This window comes from Streptomyces sp. SAS_281 (assembly GCF_052542855.1).
The window spans coordinates 137,998-154,638 of record NZ_JBMNDO010000002.1 but is presented as its reverse complement, the minus strand read 5'-3'; the positions used below and the strand labels follow the sequence as shown (position 1 = coordinate 154,638).

Genomic DNA, 16,641 nt, shown 5'->3' with positions numbered 1-16,641 from the left:
ATGCCCGTGCTCGTCGTCTCGTGCGGGCTAACGGAGCCAGCCACGGCGCTGAGGAACGACGACGGGGACTGGCGCGCCCAAGGGCGGCCGGCGTACGGAAGGGGGCTGTGGCGTGGAGAGATCGGCAGCGGTGCTGACGAGGTGGGCCAGGAGGTCGTGGGGAACGCCGGCCGAGAGGCGGATAGTCCACGCCGCTCGGTCGAGGTTGTCGCCGCCGTACAGCATCCAGCGGTCGGTCGTGGCGTGCAGGGTGTGCTCGAAGGTGATGGCACCGGCTGCGGTCCAGGTGGTGCGGGCGGGGTGGCTCGCCGGGTGCCAGGCAGCGTCGTGGAGAACGTCGTCCGGGCCGTACGCGGCCGTGAGGGGCGGGGCGTCGAGGTACTGGAGCATCGCGCGGATGAGGGGCACGGGGGTGCCGGCGGTGAGGGTGGCGTGCCAGAGGCGCTCGCCGACCGGGCCGTCGTACTCGGCGACCGTCCAGGCCACGTCGGTGCAGTGCCGGGCCTCGTGGTCGAACTCGGCTCGCACGGCGAGGGATTCGTGGGAGGCGATGGTCGTCTCGTCGGAGGGGCGGTACCTCTCCCACTGACGGTCCTCGTCGAAGAGGGCGGCGAGGAACGCCTCGTGCTCGCCGGGCTCCGCGACCGGAGGCTCGACCGTGGGCTCGGAGGTCTCCTCGGCGGTGGACGGGGGCTTGCCTGCGAGGAGCCGGCGGACGGCCTGTTCGAGGTCGGTGAGCGGGGCAGGGCCGGGGCGGACGGCGACGGAGTACAGCCGGTGGAACTCGGCGACGGCCTCGGCTTCGGTGTCGTACGAGGTGGAGATCTGCCGGAGATGGTTCTCCCCGTGGAGGTGGATGTGCCGGCGCACGCCGGTGGTGTAGGAGCCGACGGCGACGGTGGTGTGGCCGTCGTCGGCGTGCAGGTGAATGGTCAGGTGGCCGGTAGCGATGTCGTCGTGGATGCGCTGGGCCGCGGCGCCGACCTCGCGGATCTCGTCGCGTGTGCACCAGGGCATGGGGTGGTTCGCCCAGGTCCATTCGGTGTCGATCTCGTCCTGGAGGGCGGGGTCGATCTCGGTAGTGAAGCCGTACCGCTGGAGCTGTTCGGCGGCGCGGGCGGTGTAGTGGGGCTCTTCGCGGTCGATGCGGGCCAGGACCATTGTGGTCGGGCCGGTGCTGCGGAAGCCGTGGTCGTACAGGTGGGAGCGGGCGGCGTCGGCTGTGGGGCCCGTCGTGGTGGCGATGACGGCGGGCTGGTGGTCGGGGTGGAGGGCGAAGTGGACGTGGGCGTCGGCGGAGGCGTACGGCATAGGGTCCTTCCGAGGTTAGGGGGTTCGGCCGGTGGCGGCCCTCGCGGCGGGGCGCGCAGACGGCGGCGAGACGACGGGGGCGCGGCGCGTCGAGGGGCCGGCCCGTGTGGTGGGCGCGGCCCGCGCTCGCTGGGGCAGCGGCCGGCCGGTGGCATGCTGCCAGCGGGTACGGACGGCGCCGATGTCGGCGAGGGTCCGGCGGGCACCGGCGACGAGCTGGAAAGGTGTGTTCATCGGGTCGTCGGAGTACGCCTGGATGCGGCGGGCGGAGTGGTGCACCGTGGTCAGGAGCGAGCGTGTGAGGGCGCGTTGGCTCCAGTGTTCGATGGAGCCTGCGGGTTCGGCGAGAAGACGCAGAACGTTGCTCGGCTCGCTTCCGTCGTGCAGGAGGCCGCGCTGCTGGGCTTCCCACAGGACGGTGACGGGGTCGACGGGCTCGTGGCGGCGGACGAGGGTGGTGAGGCACTGCCACAGGCCGGCGTGCAGGGGTTGAGTGAAGTCCTCGGGCAGCAGCCACCGTACGGACTCGATGTCGGCGGGGCGGGCGGTGGCGGTCGCGAGCAGCAACTGCTCCTCCTCCGCCGCATCGGTGTGGTCGGGCACGATGGCCGGCGGGGAGGCCGGGGTGCGGGGCAGGGCGCCGGCGCGTGGAGGGAAGCGTGTGGCGATGTCGTCCACGACCGCGGCGAGCGCGTCCGCCTCGGCGAGCACTGTCGGGACGGGGTGCGGGAGGGTGTCGTCGTGGGCGGTCTGGAGGAGGTGCTCGGCGGCGGCGCGTAGCCGGCGGCGGGCGTGTTCGGCCTCGACCATCCGTGCGTAGGCCGCCGCGTGCCTTGGCCAGGGACAGACCTGGATGAGGGTGTGCAGGTAGGAGGCTGTCAGGCCGCGTGCCTGCTCCCGGCCCGCGGCGAGCACCTTGTTGAGCCACGTGATGTTCCTCGCGTGCTCGTCCGGGTCGGGCGGCGGCAGGGCGTTGATCGCGGCGAACAGGCCGGCGTGCGCGGCGGTGGAGAACGAGTCGGCGCAGATCCCGGTCATGTCGCCGAGACGTCGCGGATCGAGAAGAAGGGCGCCGAGGAGGGCTTGCTCGACGTGGAACACCGGCGGCGGCGCCGGGATCGTGTCGAGGTCGTCCTCGTCTGGATCGAGGTTATGGGGCATCAAGCGGCCAGGGTGAAGTCGTTGGGGTCGAGGGTGACACCGAGGTGCGGGGCGAGGAGGTGGCCGGCGAGCAAGGGCGGAACCGCGTTGCCGATCTGCGAGAACTGCTGGCCTTTGTTCCCGGCCCACGGGTAGTCGCCGGGGAAGGTCTGCAGCAGGCCGGCCTCGCGAGCGGTGATCCGGATCGGCTCCGGCACCGCAGGCACGTCCCCGTCCTGCGCCGACGTCGGGACCGGTTCGGCGACCCAGGTGCACTCGTTGGCACGGTGTCCGAAGAACAGCGTGCCTGCCGGCTCCTCAATGGACCGGACGGTGGCGTTTGCCTGGTTGTTGCTGCGCAGAGACCACGACCAGCGATACGCCTCGGAGGCAAACGTCGGCGCCGAGGCGGTGGCGGCACGGTTGTCACGGGTGCCGTGCCGCGCCGCCCACCCAGCGCCTTCGCGGCGGGACTGCAGGACCACTCCGTCCGGACGCGGCATCCAGGTGCCGCGCTCCCGCGCGTCGGTGAGGGTCTTGCGGGAGCCCGACGGGAACGGCTCGGGGCCGCCGCCGGGCCCGCCACCGGCGCAGACGGTCGGGACGGGGCGGTCGGTCGCTCCCCAGCCGAGGGCCTCGGCCATGGACACCCAGCGGGCGCGGCCCGGCCCGAAGAGGCTCTCGGGCTCGGCGACCTGGGCGTGGGTCGGCGTCGGGGGTTCGGCGGTACGGACGCGGGAGGCGAGCAGGATCGCCCGCCGCCGGGTCTGAGGCACCCCGTAGTCCGCGGAGTTGAGGATGCCGCACCACACGGAGAAACCCCAGGATCTCAGGATCTGCGCGTACTGCTTCCACAGCGGCAGCACGTCGGGCACTTCCTCCATGGCCACCCATTCCGGCTCGCCGACGGAGTTCAGGGCGCGCAGGTAGCGCATCGGCTCGGCTGCGAGCAGGGAGCGTTCGTCGCGACAGGCGGCCAGGAGCGCCTTCCGGGTGTCACGCCCGGCGGCGAGATCGGCGACCGCCTGGTGGACGAGCGGCTGGTCCACCAGGCCGAGGCGCTTGCCCGCCATGGACCATGCCTGGCACGGAGGCGAAGCGATGAACCCCCGGACCCTGCCGGCGAAGATCCATGCCGGGTACATCGCCACATCGGTGCGGATCGTCAGCAGACCGGCCGCCGCCCGCGTCCGGCACGCCCACTCGTCCCATTCCAGCCCGACGTCCCGGACCCCGAAACGGTGCAGAGGGACGCTCCAACCACCAGGACCTGCGAACAGATCAAGCACGAGCCCCTTCGGCGGGATCACGACGCGAGACCGAAGTCGTCCTGCTCGGCGTCGCCGCTGCAGCTCCAGGGGGAGCAGCCGTTCACCACACCCAGCTCGGCGGCCTCGGCTTCGGCCTCGTCGAGGGCGGCACGCTCGGCCCTTGTGACGTGGTCGATCGGCGCCTGGCCGAGCGGGACGCGGGAGCGGTGTAGGAACGCCTCCCCCAGCAGGGTGTTCCCGGTCGCGTTGGCGCGTGCCTTGCCCTTGCGGATGGCCGCGTCGAACTCGACGACGTCCTCCCACTCCGAGGGCGAGGTGTCGCGGATTTTTCGCCACTGGGCATTTCCGTGGAAAGGGCAAGTTATTGAGAATTGAGACAGGGTCGTGATCCTTTGTTCGGGGGGATGAGGCCGGTCTGAGGGGTCGCTGACTGTGCGACGGTCCGGTCATTCCGGGCGGGTGTCAGTGGTGCCTGCGATCGTGTGCGGCGTGGATGAACTTGTGGAACGTGTTGACGCTCAGGACCGTGTGCTGGGGGTAGTCAGTCGGAGGGACGCCGTTCGGGAGGGCTGGCTGCACCGGGTTGGCGTGGTGGTGTGCCGCGATAGGCGAGGCCGTCTTCTCGTCCATCGGCGGGCCGAGCACCTGTCCCGTTTCCCAGGGCACTACGAACTCGGGGTCGGGGGTGCTGCGGGAGTGGGCGAGTCCTATGAGCAGGCAGCTGCCCGCGAGCTCAGCGAGGAGCTGGGGGTGCGGGCGACAACGTGCCTTCGATTCAAGTTCCTCAACCGGGACGGGCTCAGCCCTCACTGGCTTGCGGTCTGTGATGCCGTGGTTCCGGAGATCGTCGCCCCTGATCCGGAAGAGGTGGCCTGGCACGGGTGGCTTACCGAGTCCGAGCTGCGGCGGGCTCTGCAGCAGCGGATCTTCACTCCTGATAGCCAGGCGGTATTCGATCGATATCTTGCTTGTCGTGCTGCCCCGGCTTCTGCGCAGGAACGGTGTTCTTGAGCTGGGTCAGTGGGACGAAGGTGCCGGTCGTTCCGAGGTCCCTGGGAGTGGGGCTGGCGGGGGTGGGGTGTCCGCGAGACGTTCGGCAAGGGAGGTGACCGCTTCGCGGTCACCTTCGAGTGCTTCGCGCTCGTCGTCGGTGAGGTCGACCTGTTCGAGCATCTTGTTGATGCCGTCCTTGACCGCAAGGAGCTGGCCCTTGGACGCGCGGGAGGTTGGCGGAGCGGCTTCTTCGCGGGCAGGGGCGTCACCGTCGCGGACGCGCGGGCAGCGTGGTGCCCTTCGTCCTGACCGGCGTCGGCGTGGTGCGCACGAGGCCGCAGTTCCGTACCGGACGTGCCGATACGAGGACTTGGACGCCGGCGGTCGTGAGCTGGACGCCGTACCGGTCTTGCTGGACGAGCTGGGTGAGGCAGACCAGTCCCTTGTCCATAAGGGCGTCGATGGTGGTGCCCCTCATGTGCGCGTACAGAGGGGCGATGACTTCTCGGGTGCCCGCGGCGCTCTCGTGGACGACGGCCTCACCGCGGGCGAACGCGGCGAGGCCGCTGCGCTGGGCTTCGCTGACCTTGACGGTGGGGGTGCTGGTGCCGAGGTTCTCCCGCGCCGCCTGTTCCTGGGCGTAGAGGTAGCCGTCGTGCCGCAGCAGGGCGCCGCTGACGTCCTGGACGGCCACCGGCGTTCGGTACAGGTGCGCGCGGGACTGCTCCAGCAACTGGTCGGCCGAGGCGGTGTCGCCGTGGGCGAGGGCAGAGACGGCGTCCGATGCGCGCGCGGCGGCGTTCGAGGTGGCCTCGGTGAGGCGACGGAGGATGGCGATCGCCTCCTGGCCGTCGATGGTGGTCGCAGCGTCGGAGAGTGATGCCTGGGTCAGGAGTTTGCCGGTGTGCAGCGAGGTCCGGTACAGGGCGCTGCCGGTACGAATGGTGTCCGCCAGCCGCTGTGGTGCCTCGCCCGGCTGCCGCGTGAGGCCGTCCAGCAGGTCGCCGCACTTCAGCAGGTACTGGGTCAGGGCCCACAGGTCCTCATCGATCGGGCCGGGAGTGAACGGGTGTGTCAAGAAACGGGACTCCTTGGCGAAGAGAAGAAGAGGGGATCGCGAGGACCGGCCCTGCCGCCGGGCGGCGCGGCGCAGGCGCCGGCGCGGCGGTCCTTGGGTCAGCGGAGTCGGGTTCGGGCGGGCTGCGCCGCGAGCGCGGCAGGCCGCTTCGAGGTGGGGGCGGGGGGACGGCCGAGCCTAGAGGCGAGCGCCGCGCGGCCGGCGTCGGTCAGGTACAAGCGCACCGAGAGCGACGTGTCCAGCGGGCGGGACGCGCGGGTGACCCAGCTCTGCGCCTCCAGGGAGCGGACCGTGGCCATGGACAGCCGGTCCAGCCGCAGCCAGGCTTCTTCGACCGTTCGGGCGTCCACGCTGACGTAGCCCTGGGCGACGGCCAGGAGGCACAGGTACTGGGAGGACGACATCACAGCGGCGGGCTCGGCGCCGTGCTGGGCACGGACCGCGACCGCGAGATCGCCGGCGGCACCGACGAGGTCGGGTGCTCCCAGGGCGGTCAGGGTCCTGGCCGCGGCCACGTGCCGCCCCGCCTCGATGAGCGTGTCCTGGACGTGCTTGGTACGGCCACCGGGCCGCTGCGCCATCTCCTCAGCGGAGAGAGTACGCAGGAGGCTCTCGGTGATCCGCAGGTCGTCAGCGGCTGTCGCGGCCTGCGTGGCGAGCAGCGTCATCCGGATGTAGATGTCGTGGGCGACGGGATTGAGGGGCAGGGGGATCCGTGCGGTGGCCTTCTGGACGTCCTGGACGTACCAGGAGATGGCGCCCGCCCGCGTGGCGAGGGCCTCGGCGATCTCCCGCGAGAGATGCTCTCCGACGCGCAGGAGTTGCAGGTCGTCGTGGAAGCTGGCGAACTCCTCGGCCAGGGCGAGGAGACGAGCAGGCATCGGGATCTCCGGTGACTTCGGGCTGACGGGGTGTTCGTGCTCGGCCGGCGTCACAGGCCCCTCCCCGACTTGGCCGTTCGCGTGACGGTCGAGGAAGCGACCGGGGGCATGCCGAAGAGCGTGGCGGGGATCGCTTGGGCGAACACCGTGATCGGACCGCGGTAGGACCGGGGGACGTCGCCGGCCGCCGCCTGCCGACGGGCGTCGAGGCGTACGGTCACGTCACGGTGTGCGGCGCAGGGACGGATCCGGCCGGCGAGCGCACAGGCGACGTCGTGCGCGATCGGGGCGTTGGGAGACGTGGGAGAACCTCCGTTCAGGAACGTCCTGTTCGTGGGGGCGGTGTGAGCGGACAGGGCCGGGGCCCGTCAGCGGTAGGGGAAGAGAGCCGTTACGCGGCCTGTTCGAAGTCGCCCTTGGACGGTCGCTGTTTGGCGACGGCGCGGGCGGTGATGGCTTTCGAGGCGCGGGCGGAGGCGGCGGCGAGTTCGTCGGCGCCGGGCTCGGCGTACCAGGGGCGCAGGTCGAGCATGGCGACGCGCATGCCGGTGGCCAGGCACAACGCGCTGCCCTTGGGTAGGGCGCGGATGGCGTCGGCAGGCAGGATCCGCTCCTGCCGCATGCTGATCGAGGTCGACTTGCCTGACTCGGAGACCGAGGTGGAGGTGGTCTCCACGTCGTGGTCGCCGATCATCCGCGAGAGCTTGTCGGCGAAGTCCGGATCGTCGATGCCCGAGCCGATCACCTTCACCGTGGCCGCCGACCACATCGCGTCCATGCCCGCGTCACCCCACACTTTCTGGCCTTGGCGGTAGGACTGCAGGATGGTGATCGGGATGATCCCGCGCGACCCGAGGTGGGAGTACAGGTCGGGCAAGTCCGAGATTTTGCAGACGTTGGCGGCCTCGTCGAGGATCGCGAGCATCGGTGGGTCCAGCCGCCCGCCGGCGCGCTCGGCCTGAGCGGTCGCCGCACGCATCACGGAATCCGCGCACGCCGCGATCAGCGCTGAGGCGCCGCCTCCGCCGTCCTTCGACAGCAGGAACAGGGTGTCGGTGGAGGTCACGAAGTCGGCCGGCCGGAACTCGGGGGTGTCCTTCTGCGGGGTGACCCAGGCGGCGATCTCGCTGTTGAGGAGGGCGGCGGCGTACTGGCGGGCGGTCTCGTAGATGCCGTCCCGCGTCTCGGGCGGTCCCTCGACGGTGCCCTTGAGCTGGGCTGCGACCGCGGCGAAGCCGTGATCGCGGAGGATGTCGAGCGGGGTGCGGTCGGCCGGGAAGGCCAGCCACTGCATGATGTCGGTGATCGGCCGCTCGTCCAGGGCTGCGGCCAGGAGCAACTGGGACAGGATGTTGCTGCCGGCCTTCGACCAGAAGTCGCCCTGCTGGGAGGCATCGACGCTCGCGGCGAGGAAGTGCCCGGCGAGCCGTCCGGCGCCGTCGAGGGTCTTGGCGTCGGCGAGCGGGTTCCACCACATGGTCCGCTCGGCGTGGGCGATCTGCTGCGGGTCCATCGACCACACCCGTCCCACGGCGGCGCGCGCGTCGAGGCACGCGGTGTAGGCGTCGCCGGCCGCCTTGTTCGAGGTCAGCAGGACCGGTCCGGGCGCGGCGAGGATGGAGGGGATCGCCAGGCTGGTGGTCTTGCCGGAGCGCGGGGCCATGATCGCGACGGCCACATCCTCGAAGCCCATGCGGACCTCGTGACGGGTCCCGGTGAGGTTGCCGAGGAGGACGCCGGCGTCGCGCGGCTCGATGTGCTTGGCGGCCTTCAGGCTCGGCCGCAGCGAGCGCGCCTTGGACTCGATGGCCTTGGCGAGCAGCGGCTCGATGTCGCGGGCCTTGGCCATCCCGTCGACCTTCTGCTTCCGGCCACCACCTCGGTTCTTGTACCGCAGCCACACGGCTCCGCCAGCGGCGGCGAGCAGCAGCGTCACCAACACGGGGATGACGCGGGTGGCCAGGAGCAGAGACGTTTCTCCGGCCTGCGGCCACAGCTGTTCGGGGCGCAGGAGAGCATCGGCCGGCCGGTAGGGCGCCCACGTGCCGGTGCCGGTGGCCCAGGCGGTGAGGTTGCCGCCGAGCCAGGCGATGGAGGCGAGGGGAAGGCCGACGGCGAAGGCGCCGAGGAGGACCTTCAGGGCTATGTCGTAGCCGTTGGAACTGGAGGAGGGAGCGGAGCGCAAGCGGTGGTTCCTTGAACGGTGCGGCCCCTGGTGGGGCGGGGGAGCGTCAACGGGCGCGGCGGGGCGCCGGCGGCGGGGTGGGAGGCGCGGGCGGTGGCGGACTGGCGCGGCGGGCGGCGAGGCGCTCGATCCGCTCCGGCAGCGTGCGGGCGACGCTCTCGGCCAGCCACTCCTGCCAGTGCAGGGTGATCCTTCGGCGGGAGAGGCCGACGGTCTGCTCGTGGGAGCGGCGTACTGGCTCCGGATCGGCGAGTGCCTGCATGAACGCGGCCACGAGAACTCGGGGTGTGCCGCCGCTGAACCAGGCTTTCCACACGGGGTCGTCCTCGTCGAGGCTGGCCGTGACACGCCAGTTGCGGCTGCCGGAGAGATTGAAGTGCTCGCCCCTCACACGGCCGTCCGGCGAGCGGAACTCCCCGTTGCCAACGGAGTCCCATTCGGCATCCCACAGCGGCTGGTAGGGGGCGGATATCGCCCGCGCGTTGTAGCCGGGGTCGGTGAGCGCGTCGGTGACCGAGGCGATCAGCTCGACGGGCGTCCCGCCGTCGAAGGAGGCGTTCCAGACCGATCCGGTGCGGCCGTCGCGATGCGAAAGGTGCCACCACGGCTCGTTCGGATGGGGCTCGAGGCGGAGCATCGACTTCTGGTCGGGGCTGGTCAGGATCACCCGGGGCATGAGCGGGTCGTGGCCGTGGCTCCACCCGGCGCCGGCGTGCAGGGCGGCGGTGATCCAGGCCGGGTCACCGGGGCCGGCGAGGTAGCGGGGCGAGATGAGCGCCTGCTCGACCTTGACGCTCACCCGCGCCTCCCGGCCGGGCGCCGTACCGGCGACGCCGCCGGGGCCGGTACGGCACCCAGGATCCGAGTCGGTGCCTTGAGGGCGACGGCGTGGATGCCGAGGAGGGCCCGGCCCTGGGTGGCCCAGGTGTCCAGGGAGTCCCACGCCTCCTCGTTGCGCTCGGCAAGAGAGTCGACGAACTCCTCCTGCGACACCGGCGGCAAGGCCCGCCGGGCTTCGCGGACTTCGGCATGCCCGCGCTGGAGCGTCTCCAGCTTCTCCAGGGCGCGGGCGAGCTCGGCGAGCTGCCACGCCCATCGGGGCTCGATGTCACCGGCGTTGATGTGCTGGAGCTGGACGGCGGCCGTGGCGAGTAGCTCCCGGGCCGAGGGGCGGACCTCCTGGAACGCTCTCCAGGTCTCGGAGTCCCGCTGGACCATGCGCCAGCCGTACGACACCTCGTCGTACGGCCAGCCGTCGGCGTCGGTGTGCTCGTCGGAGTAGGCGTCCCAGGCGGTGAGGATCGCCTCGCTCTCGACCAGGAACGCCTCCAGCCGCCTCAGCAGGAGGGCGTGCCGGTCGGGCGGGAAGGTGGTGGACGGTGTGGTCAGGGTGTTTCCTTGTGTCGAAGGCGGTGGTCAGCGGCTGCGGGCGGGCGGGCGACGCGACGACGGGTGTGTTCGGCGCCGGCTTGGCCGCGATCGGCGGCGTGGTGGGGCGGTGCCGGCGGGCCTCGGCGAGACGCTGTTGGTGCGCGGTCACGATCTGTTCGCCGATCACGATTTCCCGGCCCACGGTCAGGTGCGGGCTTTCGTCGATGGCGAAGCGCGGGCGCGGCACGGGTGCCGGGTCGGACAGGGCGGTGGCGACGGCGCCGAGCACATGGTTGGGCGTTCGGATGTCCAACGAGGCCCGCCACAACAGCCCCTCGGGCCCGTACGGTCCCCGGTAGCGGGCGACCTCGATCTCCCAGCCGCAACGGCCCATGGAGGGCGAGATCCGCTGCTCGACCATCGCGGTGAGGTCGGGCGACATGATCTGGTGACCGCCGAGCTCATCGGTGGTGTGCTCCCAGCCGCGTGTGGTGAGGATGGCCGCGAAGTCTTCCCGGGAGGTTTCCTCCGGCTCGGGGAGCAGGAGGGTGTCGGTGAGTCCGGCGACGATCTCCACCGGCGTGGAGCCGCTGAACGCGGCGTACCAGTTGCTGGGGCCGAATCCGCTGTGCACCGTCCACCAGTTGCGCGTGTACTGGGCGGAGGGCTTGAAGACCAGCTCGTGCTGCTGGTCGGGGCTCTGCATGCGGATGTCCGGGTGTAGAGGGTCGCAGGGCGTGCTCCAGCCGGCGGCGCGCAGGGCGTGTGTGACGTGCCGGGGGTCGCCGGGTCCGGCGAGGTAGCGCGGGGAGACCGGCGAGCCGAGCTTGTTCGTGTACTCGTTGGCGAAGGCGTCGAGCTGACGCCAGGTGATCACGGTGGTCCTCCTTCTGTCTCAGGACGGGTCAGCGGCGGGTCCGGGCGCCGCTGGCGGGGGTGTAAGGGCGGGGGGTGGAGCGCGGCCGGGAAGTGCGGGCGCTGTTACGGGCCCAGGTGGCGGCGCGGGCGGCCGTGATCCGGGCCTGCTGCCACGCGCTGAGCTGGGAGGGCTTGACGGAGACCGACCAGGTGCGGATCTGCGTGCTCAGCGGAACGTGTCCGCGCGGACGCATGACGGGGTCGGGGTTGGCGAGTTCGGCCGAGAAGGCTTGCACCAGGTGCATCGGCGTGCTCGGCGAGAAGTTCGCGGTCCAGCCGTTGCCCTGGCGGTCCTTCGCCCCGGTCCACCACATCGCCTCGCCGTCGGGGCCCTGGTGGTACTGCATCCAGGCAGTGCCGTCGGGGCTGGTTGCGGTGTAGTGCTCGCCTTCGAATCGCGTGTGCCAGTTCTGCTCCTGCAGCGGCGCCCAGACGTTGGGGGCGTGCGCGGAGCGCGGCCGGGTGAGGGCGTCGGTGAGGCCGGCGACGATCTCCACCGGGGTCTGCCGGCCCAGGTGCGCCGACCACTCGTCGCCGTGACCGCTCGCAGCGCCGTGGACGGTCCATCCGCCGGGCAGGACGTAGGGGTGGTACGAGATGCGGATGGTGCGGTCCGGGCTCTCCATGGCCAGGGGACCGCCGGTCTTGGAGTGGTCCCGCCATCCTGAGGCCCGTAGGAACTCGGAGACGTGGCGGACGTCGCCGCCGCCGGCGAGGCCGCGGGGGTGGACGAGGTAGTGCTGCTCGGCCTGTTCGCCCGGCCCCCAGCCCTGCCACGTCCTCTTCATCGGTGCCGCCGGATGACGAGCGGGGCGGGCACCGGTGGCTTCGCCGCTGTTGCGGCGGGCTGGGCACCGACCCGCCGGAGGGTGACACGGTGTTCGTCCAGGTCTCCTCCGATGGCGTCGAGGTCGTTGGCGGCTCGGCCGAGGGCGAGCCACACCTCGGCCGGCAGCACGCCCCGCTCGGCCTGAGCCTTCGCGAACGTGCTGCTGACGGACACGAGGCCGGTGACGCCGTCGAGCAGTCCGTCCTCCGGGTCGAGTACGTGAGCGATGACCTGCACCGCTTCGTGGGGAGGGAGCTGGGCGAGGTGGTCGGTCAGCAGGCCGAGCTGTCGGGCGATCTCGTCGGCCAGTCGCACGGGGTAGGGGGCGGGGTGGGACATGCTCCTCCGGGTCGGTGGGCGGTCAGTGGTGCTGGTGGCCGACGCGCTGCGTCTCGGCGAGGACCGACTCTGGGCGGGCGCCGGCCAGTGGGGAGACCTGGTTGGGGCCGGTCGGGATGCAGGCGCGCAGGTAGCGGCGGAACAGGGCTGTCGCGAGGCGGGGCTTGAGCAGGGAGGTGATCGGTGTGGGTGTACGGGGTGCTACGGGTTTCTCCGAAGGTCGAGCGGGGCGGGGCAAGCGGCCCCCGGCCGAGGCCGGGGGCCGCACGAACGGTCTTACGGGGTGCGACGGGCTGGTGCGGGGCGTGAGGAGGAGGGGGCCGGTGCCGGGTTCCGCGGTGAGGTGTGGGCCGTGCGGGCGAGGGCCTCGTGCGCGGCCTGCTGGAAGGCGGCTTCGTCGAAGACTTCCGGAGTGCAGTTGACCTTGTACCCGGCCAGGCGCAGGGCCGGGATGGCGCGGGTCGCCAGGCGTTTCTGCTCATCGGTATCGAGGTGATCGGGCACGGTGTGCCAGATGTAGAGGGGCGAGCCGACGGGGTTCTCGTGGCGCTCCAGACCGAGCTGTTCCAGCAGTTCGTGGAGCGCTGCGGGAGCACCGGTGGGGGTGTCGGCGTGGATGGTGGTGGTCAACGGCTTGACGTAGAGCTCCACGTCCGTGCCGTATTCGTCGGCCAGATTGGCCACGGATCTCCTTTCTGGGTCAACGGCGGCGGGCGGCCGGTGACTGGGCGGGGCCCGGCGGCAGCGACGGGGCGGCTGGCTCTCGCGGAGTGCCGCCGACGTGGTCGCGGGCGAGGCGGATGAGGTACGCGGCGTGGGACAGCGAGTCCGCGGTGTCCCCGAGTCGGGCGACGGGACCGGCTTCCTTGCCATGGGCGTCTTGGCGGATCGCAGCGTTCCAGGACCCGACCACGACTTCCCGGACGAGGGGAAGCAGCCCGTGGACCGGGGCGGCGATCTCGGTCAGGACCTCGGCCACCTCACTGCTGGTCTTGGCGGCGAAGGTCCGTTCGGCGAGCTGGGCGATATAGCGCAGGGCCGCCTCCCGGTCGCCGTCCGGTGTCGCCAGCGTGTTCAGGGAGGGGTCGAGGTGGACGCTGTGGCCCGCGGTGAGCAGGGCGTGCGCGGCGGCGGTCGCCCTTCAGGCGCTGTTCCTCGAAGGGCAGTGCGTGGGGGAGCCGGTGGTAGTCGCAGCGGGGCCCGGGGGCGGAGAGGAAGCCGGTTCGTTGAAGGATGTCCGCCGCCCGTTCGGTCCCGCCGATGGCGACGACCAGACCGGTGCGGGGGTCCTGGGTGATGGTCACGTACTCCAGCACCCAGAAATCTGGTTCCTTCTGGCTCATCGAGTCCGGGCGGCCGGGGCTCGGGTGCCGGCCGGAACATGTGGCACGGACGCCGGGGCCGAGGTGGGCGCGGTCCGGCTGGCCGGGTGCTGGAGCGCCGTGCCGATGCCGAGGGCTTCGAGCTGGGGGCCGATCGCACGCAGGGCACGGGCCTGCGCCTGGGTGTCATCCGTGCCGAGGCGGTAGATGCCGCTCTGCGGGTCCTGGATGAAGCCGTTCGCTTCCAGGACGGCACCGGCCTGGTTGCCGACGGGGGCGGTGGCGACGCTGCCGTCCGGCTGCCAGGTCAGGACGAGACGGTCCGGCTGGGAGGGCTGGATGCCGCCGAGGGCGTTGTCCCGGACCTGGGCGAGGGCGCTGTCGTAACGGACAAGGAGGTCGCTGGCGACCTGCTCGGCACTCAGGAACGGGTCGTCCGTCAGGGCGATGCCGTTGGGTTCGGGGACGGCGCGGTACGCCTCGTCGGGCAGGGCGCGCGGGGCGACGGCGGCGACGAGGAAGCCGTCGCGCTCGTCACGCCGCTCAAGGAGGACGAGCTGGGCGCCGTCCGGGCGGGTCAGGACGGCTGCCTGCCGCAGCGGGTGCTCGGTGAGGGAGGCGGCGACCAGGTCCAGGTCCCAGATGCGATCAGCGAGTTCGGCGAGATCGTCCTTGGCGTCCGGCGGGAGGTAGGAGCTGGTCCAGGTGTCGGGGAGTTCTCCGGCGAGGACGTCGGCGTACGAGGCGAGGCGTTCGGAGGTGTCGTGGTGGTGCATGGTGTCCTTGGGCGAGGTGAGGGTCAGCGGCGCAGGCCGGCGGCGACCGGGGGCGGCGGGGCCGGAAGCGTGCGCGGTGGGGGAGGGCAGGCGCACACGGCGGAGCGTTCGCGTTCGGTGGCGGGGACCTCTTCGGTGCAGGTGCTGCGGCCGGGGTGAGGGGCGTGCCGGTCGGCGAGCGCGTTGCGGGTGTGGGTGAGGTCGCTGCGGAGGACGCGGAGGTGCTCGTCGGCGAGGTAGTGCAGCCGTCGGGCGATGTGCGGGTCGGCCGCCTCACCGAGCCCGTCATGGAAGTCGGCGGTGGCGACCAGCACCTCACCCAGAGCGGTGAGGATGCCGTCGTGGGCGGCGGTCAGCTCGGTCAGAGCATCGGCCACTTCGTCGGTCGTGGTGGCTTCGTGGATCTTCTGGGCGAGGTGAGAGACGGAGGCGCCCAGCGGCAGGTAACTGGCCGGACGGGAGCCGGAGTCGAAGTCCTGGTGACAGCCGACGTGGTACCCGGCGACGCGAAGCCGTGCGACGGCGTCGGTGGCGAGGCGGGTCTCGTCCGGCTCGGTCAGCCCGGTGGGGGTGCGGTGGTAGGTCTCGTGGAGACGGACCACGGCGACGAACCCGGCGCGCTGGAGGATGCTGTGCGCCCCGGGGTCCCCGCCGCGCGCGAGGACTTCGTCGGAGTGCGGGTCGCGGCGGATGTCCAGGAAGCGGTCGGCAACGGGCAAAGAGACGTTTCTCCTACAAGGCTCGATGGACCGGGGGCCGGGCGGCGGACGGCGTGGTGGCGACCCGGGGCCGGACCAGGTCAGCGGCGGTGGCGTCCAGGTCCTGCTGGATGCCGTGGAGGCGGTGGGCGATCAGCTCCAGGCGGTGCGCAGCATCGACACCGGCGGCGCCGGGAAGGCAGGCGATGCGATGTGCGGTGTGCTCGACGAGTCCGCGGACCGTGGCCAGCGGTCCGGCCTGCTCGTCGGCGAGCTGCGCGAGCACACTCGCGAGCTGGGACGACACCGCCGGTACCGGCCCGGAGGCGACCCGAGCCGCGGATGCGGTGCGCACCGCGATCAGGCCCAGGTCCTCCTCCACGCGACGGGCCTCGCCCGTGAGACGCCGCAGGACGTCGGCGGGCGGCGCGTGCCACGCACCGTCGAGGTGGACCAGGTTGGCAATCAGGTCGAGGCGCCCTGGCTGGGCCTGGACGGCGATCCACCGGCAGCCGTGTCCCTTGCCCGGGATCTCGACGCCGGCGGCGCGGACGAACCGGTGGGCGACCTCACCCCACTCCGGGCCGGTCAGCGGCCGGTCGTCGGGGTGGAGCCGGACATCGAGGTGGAGGATCGCCCGCCGTTCGCCGTCCGGGCCGGCGGCGAACGGATGCTCCAGGAGGGCCTCGTCGAGGTGATCGGCCCACCGGGCGAGCGTCCAGGTCCTCCTCGGGTCCAGGTCATAGTCATCCAGGCCCGGCCAATGGGCTACGACGCTGCGTTCCGGAAGCCGCTCGCTCGGCGAGATGGGTCGCCCCAGCGCTTCGGCGAGCGGATCGTACGGGGTATCGGTCTGCTCGTGGAGACGCGGGATCACCGGCCGGCCCGGACGTCGGCGACGTGCACCAGCTGGCCCACGGCGGTGGTGGTGTACCAGCCGCAGTCGATCAGGGCGTTGTCGTCGGGGTACTTCGGCAGGAGGGCGTCCTCCATGGCCCGCAGGTGGATCAGGCAGTCCGGGCAGCGGCGCGAGAGGTGCACGAGGTACCGGGGGTGGGCGGTGACATAGGACTGTTGCCCGCCGGTCGCGTCGCGCAGCCGCCAGCCGTCCTCGTCGGTCGGCAGATGCCAGGACGGTGCGACCACGCGCATCGCGTCGCCCCACAGCTCGCCACCGGCTACGCCCTTCAGGATGACGACCGTGTCGCCGGCCTGGAAGTGGGCGTGGGTGACGTCCCGGTCGGGAGTGAGCGGGTCGGGAGTGAGCGCGACCACGGGGTCGGGCGGGAGCTGAGACATGCGATTCCTTCCACGCGGGGCGGATGCGGTGGGAGGAACAATGGTCCGGAGGATCGCCGGTTTGGCTAACCGGCGATCCTCGGCTATGTTGCGCCGCGAACAAGCGGATCGGCACCGAGCCTGATCGCATCGGACGATCCGGTGGTACGCGACGGGGGCCCGCAACTCGCTGACGCGGTTGACCTTGCACCAGTCCGCCGCCCGTTGTCAGTGGTGCCCGCTAAGTTCCT

19 protein-coding genes are annotated in these 16,641 nt (G+C 71.8%); 1 reads left to right on the top strand and 18 read right to left on the bottom strand.

All coding sequences use genetic code 11. The annotated features are described in order from the left end of the window. Positions 1-27: 27 nt before the first annotated feature. The 3 genes from ACN6LM_RS01990 to ACN6LM_RS01980 are packed head-to-tail and all read right to left on the bottom strand — an operon-like array spanning position 28 to position 3,731. Complete coding sequence (locus tag ACN6LM_RS01990; protein ID WP_445063504.1) at positions 28-1,311, bottom strand: DUF317 domain-containing protein; 1,284 nt, start codon at positions 1,309-1,311, stop codon at positions 28-30. Positions 1,312-1,326: 15 nt separating this feature from the next. Further along, positions 1,327-2,472: a DnaB-like helicase N-terminal domain-containing protein gene (locus tag ACN6LM_RS01985; RefSeq protein WP_445063530.1), complete on the bottom strand. Its 1,146-nt coding sequence runs from the start codon at positions 2,470-2,472 to the stop codon at positions 1,327-1,329. Beyond that, positions 2,472-3,731, bottom strand: a complete 1,260-nt coding sequence (locus ACN6LM_RS01980) for a DNA cytosine methyltransferase (RefSeq protein ID WP_445063529.1) — start codon at positions 3,729-3,731, stop codon at positions 2,472-2,474. Before ACN6LM_RS01980 ends, ACN6LM_RS01985 begins: the two co-directional genes overlap by 1 nt. A gap of 471 nt (positions 3,732-4,202) precedes the next feature. Here ACN6LM_RS01980 and ACN6LM_RS01975 point away from each other — a divergent pair, with 471 nt between their 5' ends. After that, positions 4,203-4,733, top strand: coding sequence for an NUDIX domain-containing protein (locus ACN6LM_RS01975; protein ID WP_445063527.1), 531 nt, complete (start codon positions 4,203-4,205; stop codon positions 4,731-4,733). A gap of 247 nt (positions 4,734-4,980) precedes the next feature. On the opposite strand, the gene ACN6LM_RS01970 is transcribed toward ACN6LM_RS01975, so the two are convergent. The 15 genes from ACN6LM_RS01970 to ACN6LM_RS01900 all read right to left on the bottom strand — a co-directional run bounded on the left by ACN6LM_RS01970 (position 4,981) and on the right by ACN6LM_RS01900 (position 16,411). After that, on the bottom strand, positions 4,981-5,793 hold the full coding sequence (locus ACN6LM_RS01970) for a hypothetical protein (RefSeq protein ID WP_445063503.1): 813 nt from the start codon (positions 5,791-5,793) through the stop codon (positions 4,981-4,983). 98 nt (positions 5,794-5,891) lie between these two features. After that, positions 5,892-6,674 carry a hypothetical protein gene (locus ACN6LM_RS01965; protein ID WP_445063502.1) on the bottom strand — a complete coding sequence of 261 codons (783 nt, stop codon included), beginning with the start codon at positions 6,672-6,674 and terminating at the stop codon, positions 5,892-5,894. Between the two features lie 391 nt (positions 6,675-7,065). After that, a complete protein-coding gene (locus ACN6LM_RS01960) occupies positions 7,066-8,859 on the bottom strand; it encodes a type IV secretory system conjugative DNA transfer family protein (protein ID WP_445063501.1) in 1,794 nt (597 codons plus the stop codon). A 46-nt stretch (positions 8,860-8,905) separates the two neighbouring features. Then, complete coding sequence (locus ACN6LM_RS01955) at positions 8,906-9,658, bottom strand: DUF317 domain-containing protein (RefSeq protein ID WP_445063500.1); 753 nt, start codon at positions 9,656-9,658, stop codon at positions 8,906-8,908. Next, positions 9,655-10,077 carry a hypothetical protein gene (locus ACN6LM_RS01950; protein ID WP_445063499.1) on the bottom strand — a complete coding sequence of 141 codons (423 nt, stop codon included), beginning with the start codon at positions 10,075-10,077 and terminating at the stop codon, positions 9,655-9,657. The genes ACN6LM_RS01955 and ACN6LM_RS01950 overlap by 4 nt, the downstream gene beginning before the upstream one ends. Next, complete coding sequence (locus tag ACN6LM_RS01945; RefSeq protein WP_445063498.1) at positions 9,968-11,107, bottom strand: DUF317 domain-containing protein; 1,140 nt, start codon at positions 11,105-11,107, stop codon at positions 9,968-9,970. Before ACN6LM_RS01945 ends, ACN6LM_RS01950 begins: the two co-directional genes overlap by 110 nt. Before the next feature lie 28 nt (positions 11,108-11,135). Further along, entirely contained in the window at positions 11,136-11,936 is an 801-nt protein-coding gene (locus ACN6LM_RS01940) for a DUF317 domain-containing protein (RefSeq protein ID WP_445063497.1), read from the bottom strand. Beyond that, on the bottom strand, positions 11,933-12,316 hold the full coding sequence (locus ACN6LM_RS01935) for a hypothetical protein (RefSeq protein ID WP_445063496.1): 384 nt from the start codon (positions 12,314-12,316) through the stop codon (positions 11,933-11,935). Before ACN6LM_RS01935 ends, ACN6LM_RS01940 begins: the two co-directional genes overlap by 4 nt. A 22-nt stretch (positions 12,317-12,338) precedes the next feature. Then, positions 12,339-12,554: a hypothetical protein gene (locus ACN6LM_RS01930; RefSeq protein WP_445063495.1), complete on the bottom strand. Its 216-nt coding sequence runs from the start codon at positions 12,552-12,554 to the stop codon at positions 12,339-12,341. Positions 12,555-12,592: 38 nt separating this feature from the next. Further along, entirely contained in the window at positions 12,593-13,000 is a 408-nt protein-coding gene (locus tag ACN6LM_RS01925; protein ID WP_445063494.1) for a hypothetical protein, read from the bottom strand. Positions 13,001-13,016: 16 nt separating this feature from the next. Further along, positions 13,017-13,295 carry a hypothetical protein gene (locus ACN6LM_RS01920; protein WP_445063493.1) on the bottom strand — a complete coding sequence of 93 codons (279 nt, stop codon included), beginning with the start codon at positions 13,293-13,295 and terminating at the stop codon, positions 13,017-13,019. A gap of 360 nt (positions 13,296-13,655) precedes the next feature. Beyond that, the gene (locus ACN6LM_RS01915) at positions 13,656-14,414 is read right to left on the bottom strand and encodes a hypothetical protein (RefSeq protein WP_445063526.1); all 759 of its coding nucleotides are present in this window, start codon (positions 14,412-14,414) and stop codon (positions 13,656-13,658) included. Positions 14,415-14,437: 23 nt separating this feature from the next. Then, positions 14,438-15,133 (bottom strand): hypothetical protein, encoded by a 696-nt coding sequence (locus tag ACN6LM_RS01910; protein WP_445063492.1) that lies wholly within the window; start codon positions 15,131-15,133, stop codon positions 14,438-14,440. Between the two features lie 13 nt (positions 15,134-15,146). Further along, complete coding sequence (locus ACN6LM_RS01905; RefSeq protein WP_445063491.1) at positions 15,147-15,989, bottom strand: relaxase/mobilization nuclease; 843 nt, start codon at positions 15,987-15,989, stop codon at positions 15,147-15,149. Then, the gene (locus ACN6LM_RS01900; protein WP_445063490.1) at positions 15,986-16,411 is read right to left on the bottom strand and encodes a hypothetical protein; all 426 of its coding nucleotides are present in this window, start codon (positions 16,409-16,411) and stop codon (positions 15,986-15,988) included. The genes ACN6LM_RS01905 and ACN6LM_RS01900 overlap by 4 nt, the downstream gene beginning before the upstream one ends. Positions 16,412-16,641 lie beyond the last annotated feature (230 nt).